Here is an 18869-nt window from a genome sequence, read left to right as displayed (position 1 = left end):
GAATCGAGGAGGCTCCCGCCATGGCGGACCTGCGCGAGTACCGCGTGACCGTGAACGGCCACGACACCGTGATGAACCTGTCCGAAGAGGACGCCGCCCGGCTCGGCGGTACCCCGGTCGAGGCCGAGCCCAAGCGGGCCGACGCGCAGACCAAGGCGCGCACGGCCCGCAACAAGTCCAGCGAGTAGCCCGATGCCGCTGCCGCCGCTGGTCGACCCGGCAGTTCTCGCGCGCTGGGCGGGACGAGCCGAAGACGACCCGGCCGTGGTGGACGCGGTGACCTCGGCGTCCGCCCGGTTCCGGGGCGTGGTGCGCCATCCCGTGTCGCTTGTGGCCGACGAGGAAGTACGCCTCGACGGGCACGGCGGCACGGTGCTCACGCTCCCGGCCGCGCCGGTGCTGGCCGTGTCCACCGTCGAGGTACGCGGCCAGCCGGTCACCGATGTCACCTGGTCCCGGCAAGGTCTTCTCCGGCGGGCGAGCTGCTGGCCGGACGAGCTGGACGCGGTGCGCGTGGTCTACACCCACGGGTACGAGCCGGTGCCCGAGGACATCGCCGAGGCGGTGCTGACCGAAGCCCGGTACCTGCTCACCGTCCAGCCCGGCATCTCGGCGATGACCGTGGGCGGCGAGTCTCTGTCCTTTTCGGCTCCCGCCGCCGGGATGCCCCCGGTCTGGACACGGGCCGTCGATCGGTACCAGCTCAACCGCGGGGACCTGCCGTGATCTTCGGAGACTCCATCACCGTGGTCCGGCCGCTGATCACCCAAGACCGTTACGGTTCCGACGTTCTCGACTACGCCGCCGGAACCCGCACGGTGGTGACCGGGGTGTGCGTCCAGCCGCGCTCGTCGACCGAGACGACGGCCGACGCCCGGGACATGGTGACCACGGGTTGGCGGATCTACACCCCGGCCGGAATGGACCTCGACGTCACCCCGACCGACCGGATCGAGTGGGCGGGCCGGACCTGCGAGGTCATCGGCGAAATCGCCCGGTGGCCGCACCCGATCCGGCCCGGCGCTGTCCACCACTGCGAAGTCGACATCCAGAAGGTGAGTGGCTGATGCACCTGTCAAACCGCGAATTCCGCGCCTTGATGCGCCTGCCCGGCCTGCGCGCCCGGCTCCGGTTCGTCGCCGAGCAGGTCGCCGACCGCACCCGCGCGAACCTCGCCGCCGCCCGCGTGGACACCGACGTCACGGTCTCCGAAGGCATCCGGCCCCGAGGCCGCAGCTACGCGCGGGTGACCCACGGAGACAAGTACGGCGAGTTCGGCACCGAAGACGTACACCGCCACCGCGCGCTCGGGCGCGCGATCGGCAGCAAGTAGAAGGAGAACGCCAGTGGCCAAGGTGATCATCACGTTCAGCCGCGACCACACGCAGGTCGGCAAGACCGTCGAGATCGAGGACGACCAGGCGGCCGTCATGGTCAACGAGGGACGAGCCCGCTACGCCGACGACCAGGACGGCACCCGGACCGGCGGCCGCAAGACCTCGGGCAAAACGGCCGAGAAGTGAACGACGCCGAGGCGCTGGTCGTGACCTGGCTCTCCGGGCGCCTCGGTGGAATCCGCGTGGTGGCCGAGCTGCCCGCCCGCGTCGAGCAGTTCCTACCCGTGGTGCAGGTGACCTGCCTGCCCGGCCCCAAGACCGACCGGCCGTGGAACTCCCGCCGGCCTTTGCTGTGGCGCCCGCGCGTGGACCTCGACGCGTTCGCCGCGACCCGCGCAGCCGCAACGGATCTGGCGTCCACAGTGTCCGGACACCTGCACGACCTGATCGGGCAGGCCAACGAATGGGGACAGGTCGCCGACGTCGGCGAACCCGCCGGTCCGGCCTGGCGCCCTGACTACAACCCCTCAGTCCGGCGTTGCGGGCTGACCGTCGAACTCACCATCAGGGCCGAATAGCCCGCCGCACTATCCGCACCCCCGCTCGCTCACCCGGGGCTCCGCATCTCAAGGGAGAAACCCGTGGCAATGAATTCTGCCCTCGCGCGCCTGGGTGTGACCGGGGCGCTCTACGTCGGTCCACTGGGGACGACCGCGCCGAGCGCGACCACAATGGACAACTGGAACGCCGCGATGAAGGACCTCGGCTACATCAGCGATGACGGCATCGTTGAGGGTAGGGACGAGGATAAGGAGGAATTCACTCCGTGGCAGTCCGCGACGCCGATCCGTTCTGAGATCACGAAGTCCACGCAGACTTACCAGGCGACGCTCTGGGAATCCAAGTTCGACACCATCAGCCTGTACTACCGCGTCGGTCAGGAAGACATGACGCAGACCGGTACCGGCAAGGATGCCGTTGTGTCCTTTGTGGAGGAAGGGAAGCCCGCGCGGGATCTGCGCTGCTTCGGCATCGACGTGATCGACGGCACGTACCACCGCCGCATTTTCCTTCCCATGGCCGAGGTTTCCGAACGCGGCGAACTGACGTACAAGAGCGACACGCTCATCGGGTACGAGGTGACGATCACCGCGTACCCCGGTTCCGATGGCTTCTCCGCACTGCGGGTCTACAAGGAAGGCTGGGAGCTTCCGACCCCTCCGGGTCCGTGACCCCTCCAAGCGGGGACCGATGCGGGCATGTGGTGAGCGGTCCGCATCGGTCCCCTTCTCGCGCTCACCGCCGCTCACCAGATGGAGAACATCGCAGTGTCCACAATCGACATGGACGCGATCCTCGCCCAGCGCGAGGAAGCTACCGGCAGCGCCGATACCTTTTCGTTCACGTTCAAGGGACAGGAGTGGGTCTGCCAGGACCCCATCACCGCGTCCGACGAATGGAAAGACGGCTTGCTCGATCTCGACAACGACATCGAGGTGGCCGAGTACTACCTCGGTGAGGACCAGTACGCGAAGTTCGTGAAGGCCGGTGGCCGCGCCGGATACGTGATCCTGGCGATCAACCAGTACATGCAGCAGATGCGGCAGGAGAACGAGGAAGGGCGCCCTACACGGCGGCGGACCTCCTCGGCCAAGCGCCGGAAGCGATAGAGGCCGCCCTGTGCGCGACGTACGCGCCGCGCAACCCGATCGCGGAGTACTGGCGCGGGGACATCTCCCTGCGCCACCTCCGCGTCCTGATTGAACATCTCCCGCCGACCTCGGCGTTCCACCGCGAGGTGCACGGGCATTCGTGGACCGACGTGGAATACCTGCTCGCCATCGTCGCCGATCGCTTGGCCGAGAACACGTTCGTCACCGGACGCGGTGCGCAGATGAAGGGCCTGCACCGGCCCAAGCCACTCCCGCGCCCTGGCGAGGAAGAGAAGGGCCACATCGGCGACCGGGGCGAACGGTCCACCGAGGACGTCGTGACCTACCTCGACTCGTTCAAGCCCGATCGGACGCCGCTGGCTTCCTGACCTGACCGCGAGGGGGTGTCCCTCGTGGCGGAGTCCGGTGAGGCGTACTGGGTGGAAGTCCTGCCCTCGGCGCGGCGCTGGGGCACCATGCTGGCCAAGGAGGCGACCGGCGCGGGCAAGCGAGCCGGGGACCAGCTGTCCAAAGAGCTGGACGCCGCCTCGGCGAAGGCCGGTCGTTCTGCCGGCAAAAACCTCTCCGACGGGCTCGCCGAAGCCGAGGCCGAAGTCAAGAAGATCGGCACGCAGCTCCAGGCCGCCCGTGACAAGGAAAAGGACGCGGCTGGCAAAGTCCGCGTCGCTGAGGAACAGCTCAACGAGGTCCGTGCGAAGTCGAACGCGCGGGCGTCCCAAGTGGCCGCCGCCGAAGAACGCCTCGCCACCGCGCAACGCAACCAGGTCAGCGTCAAGCAGCGGGTCACCGCTGTCACCGAGGACTACGAGCGGGCGCAGCGCAACGCGCGCGAGGCCACCGAGTCCATCCGGGTTTCCGGCGACGACGCCTCGGCCACAATGGACAAGCTCGGGCGGGCGCTGCACTCCGTCGATGACGTGAACCTGCGCCGGGCGCACAAGTCCATGGTCGGGTTCGGCGCCGGGGCCTACAGCGCCACCGCCGCTGTGTCCATGCTCGGGCACGCCGCGCTCGGCATGTCCGGGTTCGCCAATACCGTCGCCACCGCCGCAGGGGCCGCCCTGGTGCTGCCGGGCGCGGCCGTCGCCGGAGCCGCCGCCGTTGGTGTGCTCAAGCTCGGCCTGGTCGGCATGGGCGACGCGATGAAGGCCGTGGCCGAAGGCGACGCCAAGAAGCTCGACAAGGCCCTGCAAGGCATGGCGCCCTCGGCCGCCGCCCTGGTACGGGAGATGGCCGCACTGCGCCCCCAGTTCGACGCGATGCAGAACGCCGTACAGCAACGGATGTTCGAGGGCGTCTCCAACGAGCTGCGCCCGCTGGCCAACACCTATCTCCCCATCGCCAACCACCAGCTCACCGTCATGGCCGCCGGGTACAACGCGGCGGCCCTGCAAGCGATCGCGTTCGTCCGCCAGGCGCGCACGGTCGATGACGTCAACGCCATGCTCGGCAACTCGAACACCGCGATGCGCGAGCTGGTGACCGCCGCGGTCAACCTGCTGCCCGCCTTCCGCGACATCGCCGCCGTGGGCAGCGAACTGCTCCCGAACCTCACCGGCGGCGCAGCCGAGGCCGCACGGTCCTTTAGCGACATGATCGCGCGGATGCGGGAGTCCGGGCAGCTCCAGCAGATCATGGTGAACGGCCTGTCCGTGCTGGGCGACATCGCGATCGTGGTCCGCAACCTGGGCTCGATCATCGGGTCGGTGTTCTCGGCCGGGGCCAACGCGGGCGGGTCCTTTCTGGACACGTTGAGGATGGTGTCCGGGGAGCTGGCGACGTTCCTCAAGACCCCCGAGGGATCGGCCGCGCTGCTGGCCTTCTTCACCACCGTGCACGACGTGGTGGCCGGGCTCTCGCCCGGACTGCGCGCCGTGCTCGGAGCCCTGGCGCAAGGCGTCGTCATCCTCGGCCCGACCCTGCCGCCCCTGGCGGACGCGTTCTCCGCTGTCGCGGTCGCGCTGGCCCCGCTGCTGGTGGACGCCGCGCACCTGGCCGCCGACTTGATTCCGTTGCTGACAGCGGGAATCCAGTTCCTCGCGCCCGCGCTCGGTCCGCTGCTCTCGGCGTTCGGCGCGGGCGTTCTCGCCATGCGCGCGTGGTCGCTGGCGATGCGCGCGATGATGTTCGCGTCCACTGTGGTCAGTGTCGTCCAGGCGCTCACGACCGCGCAGAACGGTCTCAACGTCGCGATGCGCGCCAACGTCATCGGACTGATCGTCACCGCGATTGCCGCGCTGGTAGCCGGGTTCGTGTACCTGTGGAACAACTCGGCCGGGTTCCGCGATTTCTGGATCGGGATCTGGGAGGCGATCAAGGCCGCCGTCCTGTTTGCCTGGACCAACATCCTGAAGCCTGCCTTCGACGGAATCGTTGCGGCGCTTCGGTTTGTCGGTCAGATCGCGTCGTGGCTGTGGGTCAACATCCTCCAGCCGACGTTCTCGTTCATCGGCCAGGCCGCCGGAATCCTCGCCGCGATCATCACCACCGTCCTTATTGGACCGGCGGTGCTCGCGTTCCAGGCGCTCGCCGCCGTGGCGACCTGGCTGTGGTCCAACGTGCTCCAGCCCGTGTTCTCCGCGCTCGGCGCGTTCTTCTCGTGGCTGTGGACCACGCTGCTAAAACCGTACTTCGACGCCTGGGTGTTCGTTTTCACGCTGATCGGAAATGCGGCAAGTTGGTTGTGGGCGAATGCGATTCAGCCCGCGTTTTCCGCGATCGGCTCTTTCCTCGGCTGGGTATGGTCCACGTTGCTCAAGCCGTACTTCGACGGCTGGGTCGCGGTGATGCGGCTGGTCGGCGACGCCGCGTCCTGGCTGTGGGATCACGCGATAAAGCCCGCCTGGGACGCGATTTCCGGCGCGATCTCGTGGGCCTACGAGAACGTGATCAAGCCCGTCTTCGGCTGGTTCCGCGACCGGATCAACGACGTCAAGATCGGCTTCGAGGCGATGCAGGAAACGACGAAGCGTGTGTTCGACACGATCGTCGGATTCGTGAAGCAGCCGATTCAGTTTGTGATCGACATTATTTGGAATAACGGTTTGCGGAAAGTGTACAACGCCGCTGCCGATTTGATTCCGGGTGTCGATCCGTTGCCGGAACTCAAGCTCGCCCGGGGAGGTGTGCTGCCCGGGTACGCGCCGGGCCGGGACACCGTGCCCGCGCTGCTGTCCCCTGGCGAAGCCGTGCTCGTCCCCGAGCTGGTGCGCGCCATCGGCCCGGCCGCCATCCTCGCCGCGAACGCGGCGGCCATGAGCGGGCGCGGCTACTCCCGGGGCGGGCTAGTCGGCCGGTTCGCCGATGGCGGGATCGTCGGCCCCGCAACGGGTTCCGGTGCCGCTTCCGCCGCGACCGCGACCACGGTGGACCCGGCCGCGTCCACCGCCGCCACCGAGGCACTGGACGCCGCCTCGGCCGCGCTCGCCGACACCGTGACCACGGTCCTCGTGCCCGCGCTGGTGATCCTCGAACAGCACACCGGAGTCCTGCTCCCGCAAGCGAACACGGCACTGGTGACCAGCCTGGCCGCCCTGCAACTGAACGCCATGACCGTGTGGTCCGCGATCACCGGCCACATTGTCCTGTCCGGCAACGCCATCACCGTGCGGCAGTGGCAGCTCCAGAACGACCTTGCCGTGTCGTGGAACTTCGTGGCGGGCGCCGTGTGGTCGTCGGTTAACGCGCAGAACGCCGCGTTCGGCGCGCTGCACAACGGGCTCGCGGCCGTGCGCGACGCGGTGGGCTTCACGGCCGGGTGGGTCCATGACCGTTTCCTGGAGATGCAGGGGCACGCCGGGAACCCGGTGCGCTGGATTCTTCAGTGGCCGGTGAACGCCGGTTTGGTGGCCGCGTGGAACAAGCTGAACGGCGACTTCTCCCTCAACCACTTCGTTCCGCCCGTGGTGATACCGTTCGCCTCCGGTGGCGCGGTTCCGGGCGCGGGCAACACGGACAAGGTTCCGGCCCTGCTGACTCCCGGGGAGTACGTGCTTCCCAAGCGGGTCGTGCAGGAGTGGGGCGTCGGGAACATTCGCGCCGCGCACCTGGCCGCACTCCGCGGTTCCTTCCCCGGTCTGGAAGGTCTGCTCGGCGACGACATCCGCCGCGCGCAGGTCGTACCGGGCTACCAGTCCGGCGGCCTCGTGGCGGACACGGGCTCGGCGATGAACGCAGCGATCGCGCGCGTTGTCCAGTTCGGACGGTCGATGCACGGACGCCCGTACGTGTGGGGCGGATCGTCGGCGGCCGGGACGGACTGCTCGGGCTGGCAGGCCATGCTCAAGCGCGCCGCCCTGGACCAGCAGCCCTACGCCCGCCGCGAGTGGGCTACCGGCGGTGTGAGCCCCAGTAGCCCGCCGCCCGGTTTCACCGGCGGCATCGACGGAACCTTCGCCATCGGCGTTTCGGCCGGGCACACCGCTGGCACTGTTGCCGGCATTAACGCGGAGTCCGGCGGGTCGCATGGCTACGTGGCGTTCGGCCCGCCCTCGGCGGGGGCCGACGACGCGCAGTTCCCAATGAAGTTCCACATCGCCGAACTCGGCGGCCGGTTCGTGTCCGGCGGCGGAGGGTTCGACCCGGCGGCCATTGTGGACGGCGCGTTCGCCGACACCTACCGGATGGTTGACGACGCCACGAAGTTCTTCCCCGGCAACGTCGCCGCGCAGCACGGGCAGGGCATCGCCCGCCAGGCCGCTGACGGAGCGAAGCGGTACGCGGTCGGCAAGCTGACCGAGCTGTACGCGAGCACCGCAGGCGCGGCCGGGTCGCCCGAAGTCGTGGCCGCCGTGCGGGCGGTCGCGACCCGGTACGGGTGGGGGTCCGGCCCGCAGTGGGACGCGCTGTCGTGGCTGATCTCCCACGAATCGTCGTGGAACCCCGGGGCGGCGAATCCGTCCAGCAGTGCCCGCGGTTTGTTCCAGAAGATGGAGTCGGTGCACGGGCCGGTCGAGCCGACCGCCGCCGGGCAAGCCGAATGGGGGCTTCGCTACATCTCCAGCCGCTACCGCGATCCCTTGGGAGCTAGGGCTTTCTGGGAATCGCACCACTGGTACGACCAGGGCGGATGGCTACAGCCCGGTTTCACGCCGGTCTACAACGGCACCGGCAAGCCCGAATTGGTCCTCCCGCACGACACCGCGCAAGGCGTGATCGGTGCCCTGCAAGGAAATTCCGAGCCCGTGCGCCTGGTCGGCGAACTGTCCATCGCCGAGGACGGCCTGTCGGTGTTCGTGGACGGACGCATCGAGCAGAACGACCAGGCCACCGGAACCGCCATCGCGCGCGGTGTCCGGATATAGGAAGGCGCGCACGTGAGCTACGAGTACCGGTCCAATAAGGACTACTTCTTCGGCACCCTGCTGAACGCGGCGGCGATCTCGGACACCAGCCTGTCCAGCGCCGCGTTCACCACCCTGGACTCCGACTACAGCTCGGGCACACCCGGCAAGTACCTGCCGCTGGAGCTGCACGACCCTTCGCAGGGCATCTACGAGATCGTGTGGGTCGTCGGGCACGCCGCCGGTTCCCAGACCGTCACCGTGGTCCGGGGCCGCGAAGGAACCCCGGCTCGGGCGTGGAACGCGGGCACGCAGCTCGTGTGCGCGCCGACCGCCGGACGGGACGCGCTCGCCGCGCTGGCCTCGACCGGGCTGCCGACCGACCCGCACATCGGCCAGCGGGTCGCGCGGACGAACAAGCTGGACGTCCTCGAACGTGGCTCGGGGGTATGGGCACCGAGCAGCGGCGTGGCCGTGGCCTCCGACGTCGGGCCGATGCGCAACGGTGCCTTGGCGCCGGACGGGTCGGTGATCCTGATGCGCGGCGGGCACCGGTCCGGCACGACCGGTGCCAACGGCACCATCACCGTCAGCCACGGTGCGGCATTCCCGAACAACACCATCGCGTCCACAGTGTCCGTTGTCAGCACAGGAATCCCGGCGGTCGTCACGATCGTGAGCGAGACCGCCAGCACCATCACCGTGGGGTTCTACGCCATCGCCTCGGGAAACAACGTCGGCTCCGGGGTGGCGGTGGTGTTCCAGTACCTCTCGATCGGGTACTGAGTCATGACCTGGGCGCGATCGATCTACGCCCGCACCCCGTTCGCGGCCGGGGCCGGAACCGAGTCGGCCACACTGCCGGGGCAGCAGGAGCTACCGCCGCCGATCCCGGGCGGCACCGCGAAGTGGACGTACACGCCGAACCCGCCGATCGGGTACGCCCGGCTGAGCTGGGCCGGGGGCGCCTACCCGCTGACCTACCCCGGCGGGGGCGTGTCGATCCGGCCCGTACCGGAGAAGGGGATCATGCAGGTCACCGCGTGGTGGCCGGACGCCACGGTCCTCCAGATCATCCGGGAGCACCCGGACGGGACATTGTGGCCGGTGCGTGGCGGCAGCCCGCTGTTCGTCACCGAGCCCACCCGGCGCAACTACGCCTCCAACCCGTCGCTCGAGTCCGGGCTGAACGGGTTCGTACCGGACGCGGGAAACCCGACCTTGGCGCGGGTCACCGACGCCAAGGCCGCGCGGGGCGAGTCGTACATGACCGCGACCATCGCGGCGGCCGGGTCGGTCGGGGTGACCGTGCCGACCTCCGTGCCGTCCACGCCGGACGTGACGATCGGCGTGGATCTGCGGTTCTCGGCCCGCCCGACCTCGGTCACGATCCAGATCACCTGGACCGACATCGCCGGGGTTCCGCTCACCACCTCGGCCGCGACGCTGACCACGGACCAGATCAACCGGTCGGTCGACCAGTTCTCGCGGCAGGTCGTCAAGCTGTCCACTCCGGCCGGTGCGGTCACGCCCACGATGAAGGTGATCGCCGGGGGAATGCCCGCGGGCGGGGTCATGGCCCTCGACGGGTTCACCGTCGAGCGCTACAGCACGAGCGGCAGCTTCTTCGACGGCTCGACCTACGGCGGGACCTGGCTGGGAACCGCCGGCCTTTCCGCGTCGATCCTCGCGCCGCTGCTCGTCTTCGACGACGGCGAATGCCCGCTCGACATCCCGGTGAAGTACCGCGTGGTCAACCCGGCCTCGACCGGCGGCACCATGACCAGCCAGCTCGCCACCCTGCTCAGCGAGGGCCGGACCTGGCTGACACATCCGGCCCGATCGGACCGGCCGCTCGTCGTGCAGGTAGGCGCGGTTCCCGCGCGCACCCGCGAAGCCCCGCGCGGCATCTTCTACCCGCTCGGCGCGACGTACCCGATCATCGTGTCCGCCTCACAGCGCCGCGCACCCACGGGCGAGCTGACCATCGGCGCCCTGTCCTTCGCCGAGCGGGACGAGCTGCTGGGCCTGTTCGCCGACCTGTCGCCGGTGTATCTGCGGCCTCCAGCGGAGTTCGGCTACGGCATCGGCATGTGGCTGTCGCTCGGAGACCTCAAGGAGGACCCCGGTAACCGCCGCGCCTACCACGGCACCCGCATCCTGACCGCCCCGTTCCACGAGGTGGCGGCCCCCAGCGAGCTAGCGGTCTGAAAGGGGGGCGTCATGTGGCCTCTGTCCACTCGGGCTCAATTCGCGCTCGCGCAGTCCCACGCGATGACCGCGCGCGCGACCGTCTACAGCCTCGGGTACGGGATGCTGCAAATCCCGCTCGCGGGCGGGTCGGTCGAGGTCGACGCCACCAGCAAAGTCCGCCGATCCGCGACCCTGCAAGCCGATCCGCGCTGGTGGCCCCGCTCGCCGACCGACCTTCTCTCGCCGTACGGCTCGATCTGCCAAGTCGACTACGGGATCGTCCTGTCGGGCGGCGGAACCGAGTGGGTGCCGCTGATCTTCGGGTACCTGGACGAAACGTCGCGAACCCGCCCGATCACCAGTTCCGGCGAGGTCGAGGTCAAGGTGGTCGACGCGGCGTCCCATGTGGCCGAGGACCGCTTCGACGTACCGGCCCAGACGATCGCGAACGCGACGGCCATTTCCGAGATCGCGCGTCTGGTGCAGAACACGCTCGGCCCGATCGAGGTGCTGAACCTGACCGGCTCGACAGCGGTGGCCCCGGTGATCGTGACAGAGCGGGAACGCTGGGACACGATGGAGAAGCTGGCCGAGTTCCTTGGGGCCGAGGTGTTCTTCGATCCCGTCGCCCGCCTGATCGTGCGTCCGCAACCGACGTTCGACCAGAATCCTGTGTGGACGATCCGCACCGGAAACGGCGGGAACCTGCTGACCGTCAAGGACAAGCTGACCCGCGAGCAGGTCTACAACAAGGTCGTCGCCAGCGGGCAGCGCACCGACGGCGTACCCGCCGTCTACGCCGTCGCGACCGACACCACCAGCCCGGCCCGCTACGGCGGCCCGTTCGGCAACAAACCCCGCTTCTACACCTCCGAGCTGCTGACCACCACGGCCCAATGCCAGGCGACCGCGGACTCCCTTCTCGCGCGGGTGCGCGGAATCGCCGCGCAGATCGAGGTCGAGGTTCTGGTGAACCCAGCGCTCGATGCCGGGGACGTCATCACCGTCCTGGACCCCGAGGCGGGGGAAACGCGCCACATCATCGACAAAGTCACGATTCCGCTGTCGCCGGACGGGGCGCAGTCCATCACGACCCGCTCGGACGAGTTGCCGGCGGAAACCTGACCGAGGGGACGAAGCGGATGCGCATCGCTGAGGCCGTTGCCCGCATCGTGGACCAAGCGCTGGCCGCGCGCAGGAAAGTCGGCACCGTCACCGGAGTCTCCGGAAGCCGGGTGATCGTGTCCGTCCAAGGTGGATCGCTCACCCTTCCCCGGCTGGCGTCCTACACGCCGACCACCGGCGACATCGTGCACATCGACGCCACCGTGCCCGGGGCATGGCTGGTGCTCGGCAAGTCCGCATAGAAGGGACACCCATGGCTGCAACACTCGCCGAAAGCGCGGAACTCGCCTCGTATCCACCGTTCGCCCGGCGCGTGCAGGCCGCCGTGTCGGTCGCGGCCAAGGACGTCGGTTCCGAGGCCGACGACCCGAACAACCCGACTCGGACACAGCTGAGAAGGGCGCTGGCGACCAACGTCTTCGCCAACCCCGACGACTACGGCGCGCGGTTCGCCTGGGCCGTGGCGACCAATCCCGTGATCACCCTGGCGTCCACCGACAACGATGTGCAGTTCACCGTGAACTCGGTGTGGGACACGATCGCGGGCGCCCCGGCGCCACCGGCCTAGCGCGTGCTGGCCCGCGCTGGCGCGGAAGTCCTTGCCCAGTCACAAGGATTCGACCCGACCGCGTTCATCAACTTCGGTGTCTTGGGCCTCGTGGTCGTCAGCTTGATCACGGGATGGCTGTGGACCCGCCCCAGCGTGGACCGGCTCAACGAGGAAAAGCAGCGCGCCATCGCCGAAAAGGACCGTGCCGAAGCGCAGCGGGACGCGATGGCTCAAGTGCTGCAAGAGAAGTTGCTGCCCGTCGTCGGAGACTTCATCACCACGACGCGGGCACTGATGCCCGTTCTCCAGGAGATCCAGCAACTACAGCAGTTGATTCCCCTCCTGCAAGAGCTGGCGCGGACAGGAGAGATCCGTGACCCTTCGCCGCCGTCGAAACGACCAGGGCGAGCGGCCCGGCGCCGGACGCCGTGAGTACAGCTCGGCCGAGGTCGAAGCCCTGACCACCCGCGCGGCGGAGCTGCTGGACGAGCTGCACGCCGTCATGGACGAGATGGCCGAGAAGTTGCGGACCAGGCCGGGAAGCGAACCCCGATGAGATTCCCCTGGCTGACCCGGCGCTCGAACCGCCGGCCACAAGCGACACCCGACCACAACTCGCAGGACCAGTACGCCCACGACCAGGACGTCGCCCGGCTGACCGCGCGGGCCGACCTGATCGTGGAGGAGCTGGACACGGTGGTCGCGCAGATGTCCACGATGTTGCGAGAGGCGTACACCGATGACGCACCCTGATCCCGGCCCGGCCGAAACGCTGCGGGCCGCCGCGAGCCTCGAAGAGTCGATGTCCGGGCTGCGCGACGAGATGGCCGCGCTGCGCCAGCGCAGCAAGCGGGACCGCAAATGGATCGTCGGCCTGGCCGTCTCCCTGGCGCTGGACATCGTGCTGTCCGTCGTGGTGGCGGTCGTCGCTGTCCAGGCATCGCAAGCGAATTCCCTGGCCCAGCAGAACCGGCAGACGCAAGTGCTGACCTGTGAGGCGGGCAATCAAGCCCGCTCGGCCAGCGTGTCCCTGTGGACATACGTGCTCGATGCGACCGCGAAAGAGCCGGAAAACCAGACACCACAACGGAAGCAGCAGATCGAGCAGTTCCGCACCTACATGCAGAACGCCTACGCGCAACGCGACTGCACCAAAGCGGGGGCCTGACATGAGCGTCGTGGTCGATCTTTTCCAGCGGTACAACCCGGTCACCAACTGGTCCGCGCTCGCCGCCGCCGTGGACGCCGCGTACATCAAGTACAGCGACGGCATGGGCGGTGCCTCCACCCCGGCGGACAACTACGCCAACGGGTGCCGCGCGAACGCCATCCCGTACGGCGGCTACCACTTCGCGCAGGCAGGCGATCCGGTCGCGCAGGCCCGCGAGTTCATCGCCCAGTACCAACGCCTCGGCGGGCAGCTCGCCCCCGCGCTGGACCTGGAAACCGGCGACATCTCGTACACGGCCCGGCCCGGATTCGCCCGCCGGTTCCTCGAAACCGTCCACCAGGAATATCCGATCGTCGTCCTGTACGCCTCGGCGTCCTGGCTGGCGAGCTTGAACCCGGACAGTTGGCCGTACGACTGGGATCGCACCTGGTGCGCCTCCTACGGCCCCAACGACGGGAAGCGCCACCCCATCACCGCCTACGGCGGCCGGGTGGACATGCACCAGTACACCAGCGTCGGCCGCATCCCGGGCGTGACCGGAAACGTCGACCTCGACCACACGGACAACCTCTCGGCCTTCTTCCTTTCCACGGCCGGGGAAACGGAGGACGACATGGCAGCGATCCCGTACACCTTCGACGGCACCGGGCGCGACGCGAACGGCAAGCTCCGCGAACGCTGCCACGTGTTCGCCGTGCCGGTCGGCTCGGTCAGCACCGTCGTGCAACGCGCCTGGCTGAGCTTCAAGTGCGCGGTCGGCCCGGCCGAATCCGTGCGGCTGATGGCGATCTCCAGCGGCGCGAAGGCCGGATACCCGATCGACAAGACGTGGACCAACGTCGCGCACGACGCGGCCCGGCCCTACATCGAGGCACCGTCCGGAGTGGATCAGTTCACCGCGTTCGTCCGCAGCGAGTTCTCCTACGGCCTGACCGTCGAGACGTTGGCGAAGCGGTAACCGCGGGCGAGCCGGAAAGGAGCAGCCGATGACGTGGCGGGTAGCGAAGTCGCTGGACGTCCTGCTGGGACAGTTGAACGCGCGGGCGCCTCGACGGTCGCGGGCGTCGGACGGGTCGATCGGTGACGCCGCGCACGCCACGACCGACAGCGACCACAATCCTTGGTACGGGCCGGGAATCGTCACCGCGCGAGACTTCACGCACGACCCCGCGGGCGGGCTCGATTGCAACTGGCTCGCCGATGTTCTGGTGCGGTCACGGGATTCGCGGATCAAGTACGTCATCTGGAATTGGCGAATCCTCGACACCCGGCCGCAATTCAACCCGTGGTGCTGGATGCCGTACTCCGGCTCGAACGGCCACACCCATCACCTGCACCTCAGCGTCATGCCGAACGGCAGCGCCGACGACACCCGCGCCTGGAACCTGGGCGGCGGCGACCCCGGGGAGGACGAGTTGAGCAAGACCGCTTCCGAGCAGATTAACGAGATCTACGCCAGTCTCAGCAAGACGTGGGCACAGGCCGGAGTGGAGTACGGCGACTTCATGGTCCGGCTGGCGCGGCTGTTCCCGGCCATCGACGACAAGGCCATCGCCGCGCGCAAGGGACACAACGCGGGCTCGCTGACCAACGCCGCGCATTCGGCGTGGGAGCTGGAACACTTCGACATCCTGCCGCGCATCCAGGCCATCGAGAAGGCGCAGGCCGCGCAGGACGAGAAGCTGGACGCGATCCTCGCGGCCATCGACGGGAACACCACCCCCGCCTGAACCGGCCACCACAGCGCGGAAACACGAGCGCCCCCGAAGTCCACTCCGGACTTCGGGGGCGCTTTCGTCATGCCTGCCAGCGGCGCGGGTCGGGGCCGTCCGCGTCGGTGGACAGCGGCCTGCCGGGATCGATCGACAGCGCCGGGTCCACCCGCTCATCGTCACCGGCCCACAGGTACGGAACGCGCAGAATCACCGTCGCTTCGGGATCGAGCGCCAGCCGCCGCGCGTTCAGATCGGCGAGTCGTTCCAGCGCGATCCGGGCTTGCGACGCGGACCGCTTGACCGGCGGAAGGGGCGGGCTGCGCCGACGCCACGGCCACATCGGACAGTGGTCCGGCTACTTCGCGGGCCGACCCACCGAGGCCGGAACGAGCCGATCCCGGCCCACCGCCGAGGCGAAGTGAACCACTGTGACCATCCCGACCGTGCGCTCCTGCGACTCCTTGACGGTAAACTCCTTGTGGCTCAGCGCCGACAGCAACCTGTAGGTCTCGCTAACGCTGAATCCGGACTGCTCCGCCGCCTCGTGGCAACTCAACCCCCGCGCCGAATCCGCAAGCACGGTCAGCAACTTGCGCTCGTCCGGAGTGATCGTGGGTCGGGAATCTTGAATCTTCGCCGCCATCACCGATACACCTCCACACGAAACTCCACCACTTCGATCACCCTTTCGTTTCATACCAACCCTTATCGGTCGGACCACGCCTGCACCACCGGCACCGCGTCCAGCAGATCGAACACCGTGAACACCTTGTCCCCGCTGCCTTTCGGGTACACCGTCGCTTCGCCGCTGTGACGGATGTGGACCACGCGCGCCCCGGCGTACAGCGCCCCGTACACGTCGGCATCGAGCCGATCGCCGATGTGCACCACGCCCTCGACCTCGGTGCCGTGACGACCGGCGATCGCCTGCCACAGCCACGGCTCGGGTTTCGCCCCGCCGAGCTGGAAGCTCGGGTAGATAGCGGCAAGCTCCCCGAGGTGCGCCCGTCGAACGGCCGAGACCCGCTCGGGTCCGCCGGTGACGGCCATATTGGACAGTGCGACCACGGGCGCGATCCTCGCCAGCTCGTCCAGGGCTCGGGCCGCGTGCGGGTACGGCAGGTACCCGCGATCCCATCGCGTCGGGAACTCGGTGAACGGGATCAGCAGCCGCCGACACACCTGGCTGACCAGCTCGCTCGTCAGCTCGGGTGCGCGGTGCAGCAGGCAACGCACGGTCTCCGCGAATCGGTGCGGCGCGATGTCCGCCAGCGGAGACAACGCGCGCAGCCGCTCCGCGGTCGAGGTCCCGGTGAACGTGCCGAGGGTCCGGCCGATATCGACCGTGATCAACTGAACCTTGCCCGCCATCTGCGACCTTGCTCCCGTTCGTCTGAGAAGTGGTTGGAATGTCTACGAATCCGGATCGATGTCCGGCCACAGTGGCTCGATCTCGGGTGCCTGCGGCTCGGGCATCTGCGCGGCCATCCAGTCGTGCAATGGGCGGTGCCGTGGAGTGGAGAACAGAACCAGCACCGTTGTCTGCTCGGCCGGGGATTCCGGCGGGACGGCCGGGAACTGGACCGTCTGCTCGGCCGCCGTCTCCGGCGGCAGGACACGCCGGAACCGCACGGTGTCCTCGGCCGGGTGGAACCGGTCGCTCATCGCCGCAGGCGCCTCCCGCTCGGCGACCGGCTCAGCCTGGTAGGCGTGCACCACTACAGCCATTTGAAACCTGCCGGGAAGCACGTCGTGCACCACGTCATGTCGGAGTCGCCGGGGAGCGCCCACAGCGGGAAGCACATGACGCCGCAGTCGCTCACCCCGATCCACATGCGACTCCACCGCAGCAGCCGCAGCAGCCGCTTCGGAACCTTGTGCATGACGACCTCGCGCCGAAGGAAGTACGGGACGAGCGCCGGACACCGTTCGAACTTCGGCGCGTGACGTCCAGCCGGGCCGGACATTCAGGCCGCGCTCAAGATCTGAAGAAGCTGGTAGTGGTCACAGCCACACAACGCCGCGAGCGTGTCCTGCGCGTGCCGGGGAAGGGGCAGCATTCCCTTTGCAGACGCGGGAAGTCCCCGCAGGCGAACCTCGGCCCAACGCGAAAGGTTCGCGTGTTCGGACCTGGCCAGCTTGTCCAGGTCCACCGTGACCGTCTCGTCCTTCGTGCCGAACACCTCGTGATACACCCGGTCGAACATCTCGCCCGGCTGCACATCCAGGACGGTGCAGTACTCCGCGAACTGGCACACCGACATCGCGCGGGTGCCCAGCTCGTGCGTTGCCATGGTCTGGAGCGACCGGTCGGCGTTCATCTGGGACCGCATATCCTTGCGAGTCCACCCGCGATTGCCGCGTGCCGAGCGCATGGCTACGCCGAGGGCCTTGGCGAACCGCAGGAGGGTTTCTTCTGAAACGTGCACGGCAATCAGCTCCTCGGGCGGAACTTTCTTCTGCGAGGCAATAGGTTCAGTCAGGTCGAGGTCGGTCACCGGCCACCCGTCGTCGTTGTCCACTTGGGCCGGGGCCTGCTCGGGTTTGGTATCGAGAACACCGGCGCGACGCAGGATTCGCCGAACGCCACCGATCGGGAAGTCGAACCGGTCGGCAAGCGCACGCTGCGACATCTTGGCGCGAAAGCGCTTCACCAGAAGTTGTTCGACCAGCGGCCCGAAGACGGGGTGATGTTCGAGATCGCGGAACTTCAGGTGCTTCAACGCCCAATCCAGATCGGGGGCGTCAACCACGGGGCCACTCCAGGACCGCCTTGATGACGGCGACGATGCCGCCGGGCTCGGCGTGTTGCAGCGGTTCGCCGGGGACCTCGCCGGATGCCTCTTCGAAGTTCTGGGGCTCCGCCGGGATCAGGGGATACCGGACCGCCGTCGAGTACGCGTTCTCGTACAGGGCGATGTACACGAAGTCGGTGTACTCACCTGAGGACCGCACGTAGGTGAGCAGTTCCGGGGAATCGTCGGAGCCGGTCTGCGCGACGATCCGAAACCCAGCCATGGCAAGGGATTCCATGGCTTCGGCCTGGGCTGCCATGTCCGACTCGGCGCTCTGCTCCTGCTTGGCCTCGGGTTCGCGGTCTGCCGGCATCGGCTTATCGGTGCTCATCATGACGCCCTCCTGGCGCGTTCGTTGTTTCGGTGAAAGAGGTGGGACCGGCCAGGCACACGAGTTCGCCGGTGCTGACCGGCCCGCCCGCGCTGAGTGGGCACTTGGACGAGCTGTCGCACGTCGAGCTGCTGCACCTCGCGCAGCCGCGCGCGTGATTGCCGGACGATGCGCACGCAGTCAGGACACGGGCTGCCAGGTTCGGCGATGGCGGGCGAGCACTCCAATTGCCGACCGCATACGGCGACGAGGGGCACGCCCTGCTCCCGGGCGGCCTGGAACGCCTCGTCGGTGACTTCGTGCTGGCGGCCGGTCCGCCCGCAGGTATAGGGCGCCGTCCACAAGCGATCTGTCGGTCCGGCCATTCCGGACACCTCCAAAGAGGGGGTGGAAAGCGGCGGAGGTGACTGGTCGGGGGGCAGCCACCTCCGCCGCCGCTTGGGGCAGCAGACGGGCGAGGGTGCCTGGGCGTGCATCTCTGGGGGAGGACGCGCACGCCGTCGGGCTCGACCTCGCCCGCCCACCGCCGATGTCCCCGAGGCGACGTCCGCGCCGCGTAAGCGACGTCTCGGGGTGGCTGGACGGGTCAGGCGATGGTGGGTCGCGAACTCGAAGGCGGCGGGTGACCCGGCCGCCCTCGCCGTGCAGCGTCGGCTCGGCTGGCGTGCGCCAGGAGCGCTTGCGCCGCCGCTCTGGC

At 68.5% G+C, this 18869-nt stretch carries 29 protein-coding genes; 21 read left to right on the top strand and 8 right to left on the bottom strand.

Annotation, left to right across the window (positions count from 1 at the left end; all coding sequences use genetic code 11):
* The first annotated feature begins 20 nt into the window (after positions 1 to 20).
* The 15 genes from AB5J62_RS33555 to AB5J62_RS33485 all read left to right on the top strand — a co-directional run bounded on the left by AB5J62_RS33555 (position 21) and on the right by AB5J62_RS33485 (position 12178).
* Positions 21 to 188 carry a hypothetical protein gene (locus AB5J62_RS33555; RefSeq protein ID WP_370944012.1) on the top strand — a complete coding sequence of 56 codons (168 nt, stop codon included), beginning with the start codon at positions 21 to 23 and terminating at the stop codon, positions 186 to 188.
* Between the two features lie 4 nt (positions 189 to 192).
* Complete coding sequence (locus AB5J62_RS33550) at positions 193 to 726, top strand: hypothetical protein (RefSeq protein ID WP_370944011.1); 534 nt, start codon at positions 193 to 195, stop codon at positions 724 to 726.
* Entirely contained in the window at positions 723 to 1067 is a 345-nt protein-coding gene (locus AB5J62_RS33545) for a hypothetical protein (RefSeq protein ID WP_370944010.1), read from the top strand. Before AB5J62_RS33550 ends, AB5J62_RS33545 begins: the two co-directional genes overlap by 4 nt.
* Positions 1067 to 1333, top strand: coding sequence for a hypothetical protein (locus AB5J62_RS33540; RefSeq protein ID WP_370944009.1), 267 nt, complete (start codon positions 1067 to 1069; stop codon positions 1331 to 1333). Before AB5J62_RS33545 ends, AB5J62_RS33540 begins: the two co-directional genes overlap by 1 nt.
* Before the next feature lie 13 nt (positions 1334 to 1346).
* A complete protein-coding gene (locus AB5J62_RS33535) occupies positions 1347 to 1523 on the top strand; it encodes a hypothetical protein (protein ID WP_370944008.1) in 177 nt (58 codons plus the stop codon).
* The gene (locus AB5J62_RS33530; RefSeq protein WP_370944007.1) at positions 1520 to 1915 is read left to right on the top strand and encodes a hypothetical protein; all 396 of its coding nucleotides are present in this window, start codon (positions 1520 to 1522) and stop codon (positions 1913 to 1915) included. The genes AB5J62_RS33535 and AB5J62_RS33530 overlap by 4 nt, the downstream gene beginning before the upstream one ends.
* 63 nt (positions 1916 to 1978) lie before the next feature.
* Positions 1979 to 2569 carry a hypothetical protein gene (locus AB5J62_RS33525; protein WP_370944006.1) on the top strand — a complete coding sequence of 197 codons (591 nt, stop codon included), beginning with the start codon at positions 1979 to 1981 and terminating at the stop codon, positions 2567 to 2569.
* A gap of 81 nt (positions 2570 to 2650) precedes the next feature.
* Positions 2651 to 3007, top strand: coding sequence for a hypothetical protein (locus AB5J62_RS33520; protein WP_370944005.1), 357 nt, complete (start codon positions 2651 to 2653; stop codon positions 3005 to 3007).
* 128 nt (positions 3008 to 3135) lie between these two features.
* Positions 3136 to 3378, top strand: coding sequence for a hypothetical protein (locus AB5J62_RS33515; protein WP_370944004.1), 243 nt, complete (start codon positions 3136 to 3138; stop codon positions 3376 to 3378).
* Positions 3379 to 3402: 24 nt separating this feature from the next.
* On the top strand, positions 3403 to 8313 hold the full coding sequence (locus AB5J62_RS33510) for a hypothetical protein (RefSeq protein ID WP_370944003.1): 4911 nt from the start codon (positions 3403 to 3405) through the stop codon (positions 8311 to 8313).
* A gap of 12 nt (positions 8314 to 8325) precedes the next feature.
* Positions 8326 to 9078, top strand: coding sequence for a hypothetical protein (locus AB5J62_RS33505; RefSeq protein ID WP_370944002.1), 753 nt, complete (start codon positions 8326 to 8328; stop codon positions 9076 to 9078).
* 3 nt (positions 9079 to 9081) lie between these two features.
* On the top strand, positions 9082 to 10503 hold the full coding sequence (locus AB5J62_RS33500; protein WP_370944001.1) for a hypothetical protein: 1422 nt from the start codon (positions 9082 to 9084) through the stop codon (positions 10501 to 10503).
* Between the two features lie 12 nt (positions 10504 to 10515).
* Positions 10516 to 11610 (top strand): DUF5047 domain-containing protein, encoded by a 1095-nt coding sequence (locus AB5J62_RS33495; RefSeq protein WP_370944000.1) that lies wholly within the window; start codon positions 10516 to 10518, stop codon positions 11608 to 11610.
* A 17-nt stretch (positions 11611 to 11627) separates the two neighbouring features.
* Positions 11628 to 11852, top strand: coding sequence for a hypothetical protein (locus AB5J62_RS33490; protein ID WP_370943999.1), 225 nt, complete (start codon positions 11628 to 11630; stop codon positions 11850 to 11852).
* 11 nt (positions 11853 to 11863) lie between these two features.
* The gene (locus tag AB5J62_RS33485; protein WP_370943998.1) at positions 11864 to 12178 is read left to right on the top strand and encodes a hypothetical protein; all 315 of its coding nucleotides are present in this window, start codon (positions 11864 to 11866) and stop codon (positions 12176 to 12178) included.
* Between the two features lie 39 nt (positions 12179 to 12217).
* Here the strand turns inward: AB5J62_RS33485 and AB5J62_RS33480 are convergent, their stop codons facing one another.
* On the bottom strand, positions 12218 to 12481 hold the full coding sequence (locus AB5J62_RS33480; protein ID WP_370943997.1) for a hypothetical protein: 264 nt from the start codon (positions 12479 to 12481) through the stop codon (positions 12218 to 12220).
* A gap of 52 nt (positions 12482 to 12533) precedes the next feature.
* Here AB5J62_RS33480 and AB5J62_RS33475 point away from each other — a divergent pair, with 52 nt between their 5' ends.
* From AB5J62_RS33475 to AB5J62_RS33455, 5 genes are read left to right on the top strand one after another with little or no spacing between them, the layout of a single operon-like run.
* The gene (locus AB5J62_RS33475) at positions 12534 to 12716 is read left to right on the top strand and encodes a hypothetical protein (RefSeq protein ID WP_370943996.1); all 183 of its coding nucleotides are present in this window, start codon (positions 12534 to 12536) and stop codon (positions 12714 to 12716) included.
* Positions 12713 to 12913, top strand: coding sequence for a hypothetical protein (locus AB5J62_RS33470; protein WP_370943995.1), 201 nt, complete (start codon positions 12713 to 12715; stop codon positions 12911 to 12913). The genes AB5J62_RS33475 and AB5J62_RS33470 overlap by 4 nt, the downstream gene beginning before the upstream one ends.
* Positions 12900 to 13328: a hypothetical protein gene (locus AB5J62_RS33465; RefSeq protein ID WP_370943994.1), complete on the top strand. Its 429-nt coding sequence runs from the start codon at positions 12900 to 12902 to the stop codon at positions 13326 to 13328. Before AB5J62_RS33470 ends, AB5J62_RS33465 begins: the two co-directional genes overlap by 14 nt.
* 1 nt (position 13329) lies before the next feature.
* Complete coding sequence (locus AB5J62_RS33460; protein WP_370943993.1) at positions 13330 to 14289, top strand: glycoside hydrolase family 25 protein; 960 nt, start codon at positions 13330 to 13332, stop codon at positions 14287 to 14289.
* Positions 14290 to 14317: 28 nt separating this feature from the next.
* Entirely contained in the window at positions 14318 to 15061 is a 744-nt protein-coding gene (locus AB5J62_RS33455; protein ID WP_370943992.1) for a hypothetical protein, read from the top strand.
* Positions 15062 to 15128: 67 nt separating this feature from the next.
* On the opposite strand, the gene AB5J62_RS33450 is transcribed toward AB5J62_RS33455, so the two are convergent.
* The 7 genes from AB5J62_RS33450 to AB5J62_RS33420 all read right to left on the bottom strand — a co-directional run bounded on the left by AB5J62_RS33450 (position 15129) and on the right by AB5J62_RS33420 (position 18175).
* Positions 15129 to 15386 (bottom strand): hypothetical protein, encoded by a 258-nt coding sequence (locus AB5J62_RS33450; RefSeq protein ID WP_370943991.1) that lies wholly within the window; start codon positions 15384 to 15386, stop codon positions 15129 to 15131.
* Positions 15387 to 15401: 15 nt separating this feature from the next.
* The gene (locus tag AB5J62_RS33445) at positions 15402 to 15689 is read right to left on the bottom strand and encodes a helix-turn-helix domain-containing protein (protein WP_370943990.1); all 288 of its coding nucleotides are present in this window, start codon (positions 15687 to 15689) and stop codon (positions 15402 to 15404) included.
* A gap of 62 nt (positions 15690 to 15751) precedes the next feature.
* Positions 15752 to 16417 carry an HAD family hydrolase gene (locus tag AB5J62_RS33440; protein WP_370943989.1) on the bottom strand — a complete coding sequence of 222 codons (666 nt, stop codon included), beginning with the start codon at positions 16415 to 16417 and terminating at the stop codon, positions 15752 to 15754.
* A 42-nt stretch (positions 16418 to 16459) separates the two neighbouring features.
* Complete coding sequence (locus AB5J62_RS33435) at positions 16460 to 16774, bottom strand: hypothetical protein (RefSeq protein WP_370943988.1); 315 nt, start codon at positions 16772 to 16774, stop codon at positions 16460 to 16462.
* Complete coding sequence (locus tag AB5J62_RS33430; protein WP_370943987.1) at positions 16765 to 16929, bottom strand: hypothetical protein; 165 nt, start codon at positions 16927 to 16929, stop codon at positions 16765 to 16767. The genes AB5J62_RS33435 and AB5J62_RS33430 overlap by 10 nt, the downstream gene beginning before the upstream one ends.
* 84 nt (positions 16930 to 17013) lie before the next feature.
* A complete protein-coding gene (locus AB5J62_RS33425) occupies positions 17014 to 17799 on the bottom strand; it encodes a hypothetical protein (RefSeq protein ID WP_370943986.1) in 786 nt (261 codons plus the stop codon).
* Entirely contained in the window at positions 17792 to 18175 is a 384-nt protein-coding gene (locus tag AB5J62_RS33420; protein WP_370943985.1) for a hypothetical protein, read from the bottom strand. The genes AB5J62_RS33425 and AB5J62_RS33420 overlap by 8 nt, the downstream gene beginning before the upstream one ends.
* A gap of 29 nt (positions 18176 to 18204) precedes the next feature.
* On the opposite strand from AB5J62_RS33420, the gene AB5J62_RS33415 reads away from it, so the two are divergent.
* Positions 18205 to 18330 carry a hypothetical protein gene (locus AB5J62_RS33415; RefSeq protein ID WP_370943984.1) on the top strand — a complete coding sequence of 42 codons (126 nt, stop codon included), beginning with the start codon at positions 18205 to 18207 and terminating at the stop codon, positions 18328 to 18330.
* The last annotated feature ends 539 nt before the right edge of the window (positions 18331 to 18869 follow it).

This window comes from Amycolatopsis sp. cg5 (genome assembly GCF_041346955.1).
Classification (GTDB): Bacteria; Actinomycetota; Actinomycetes; order Mycobacteriales; family Pseudonocardiaceae; genus Amycolatopsis.
The sequence above is the reverse complement of the archived record's forward strand: the minus strand, read 5'-3'. Positions and strand labels throughout refer to the sequence as shown.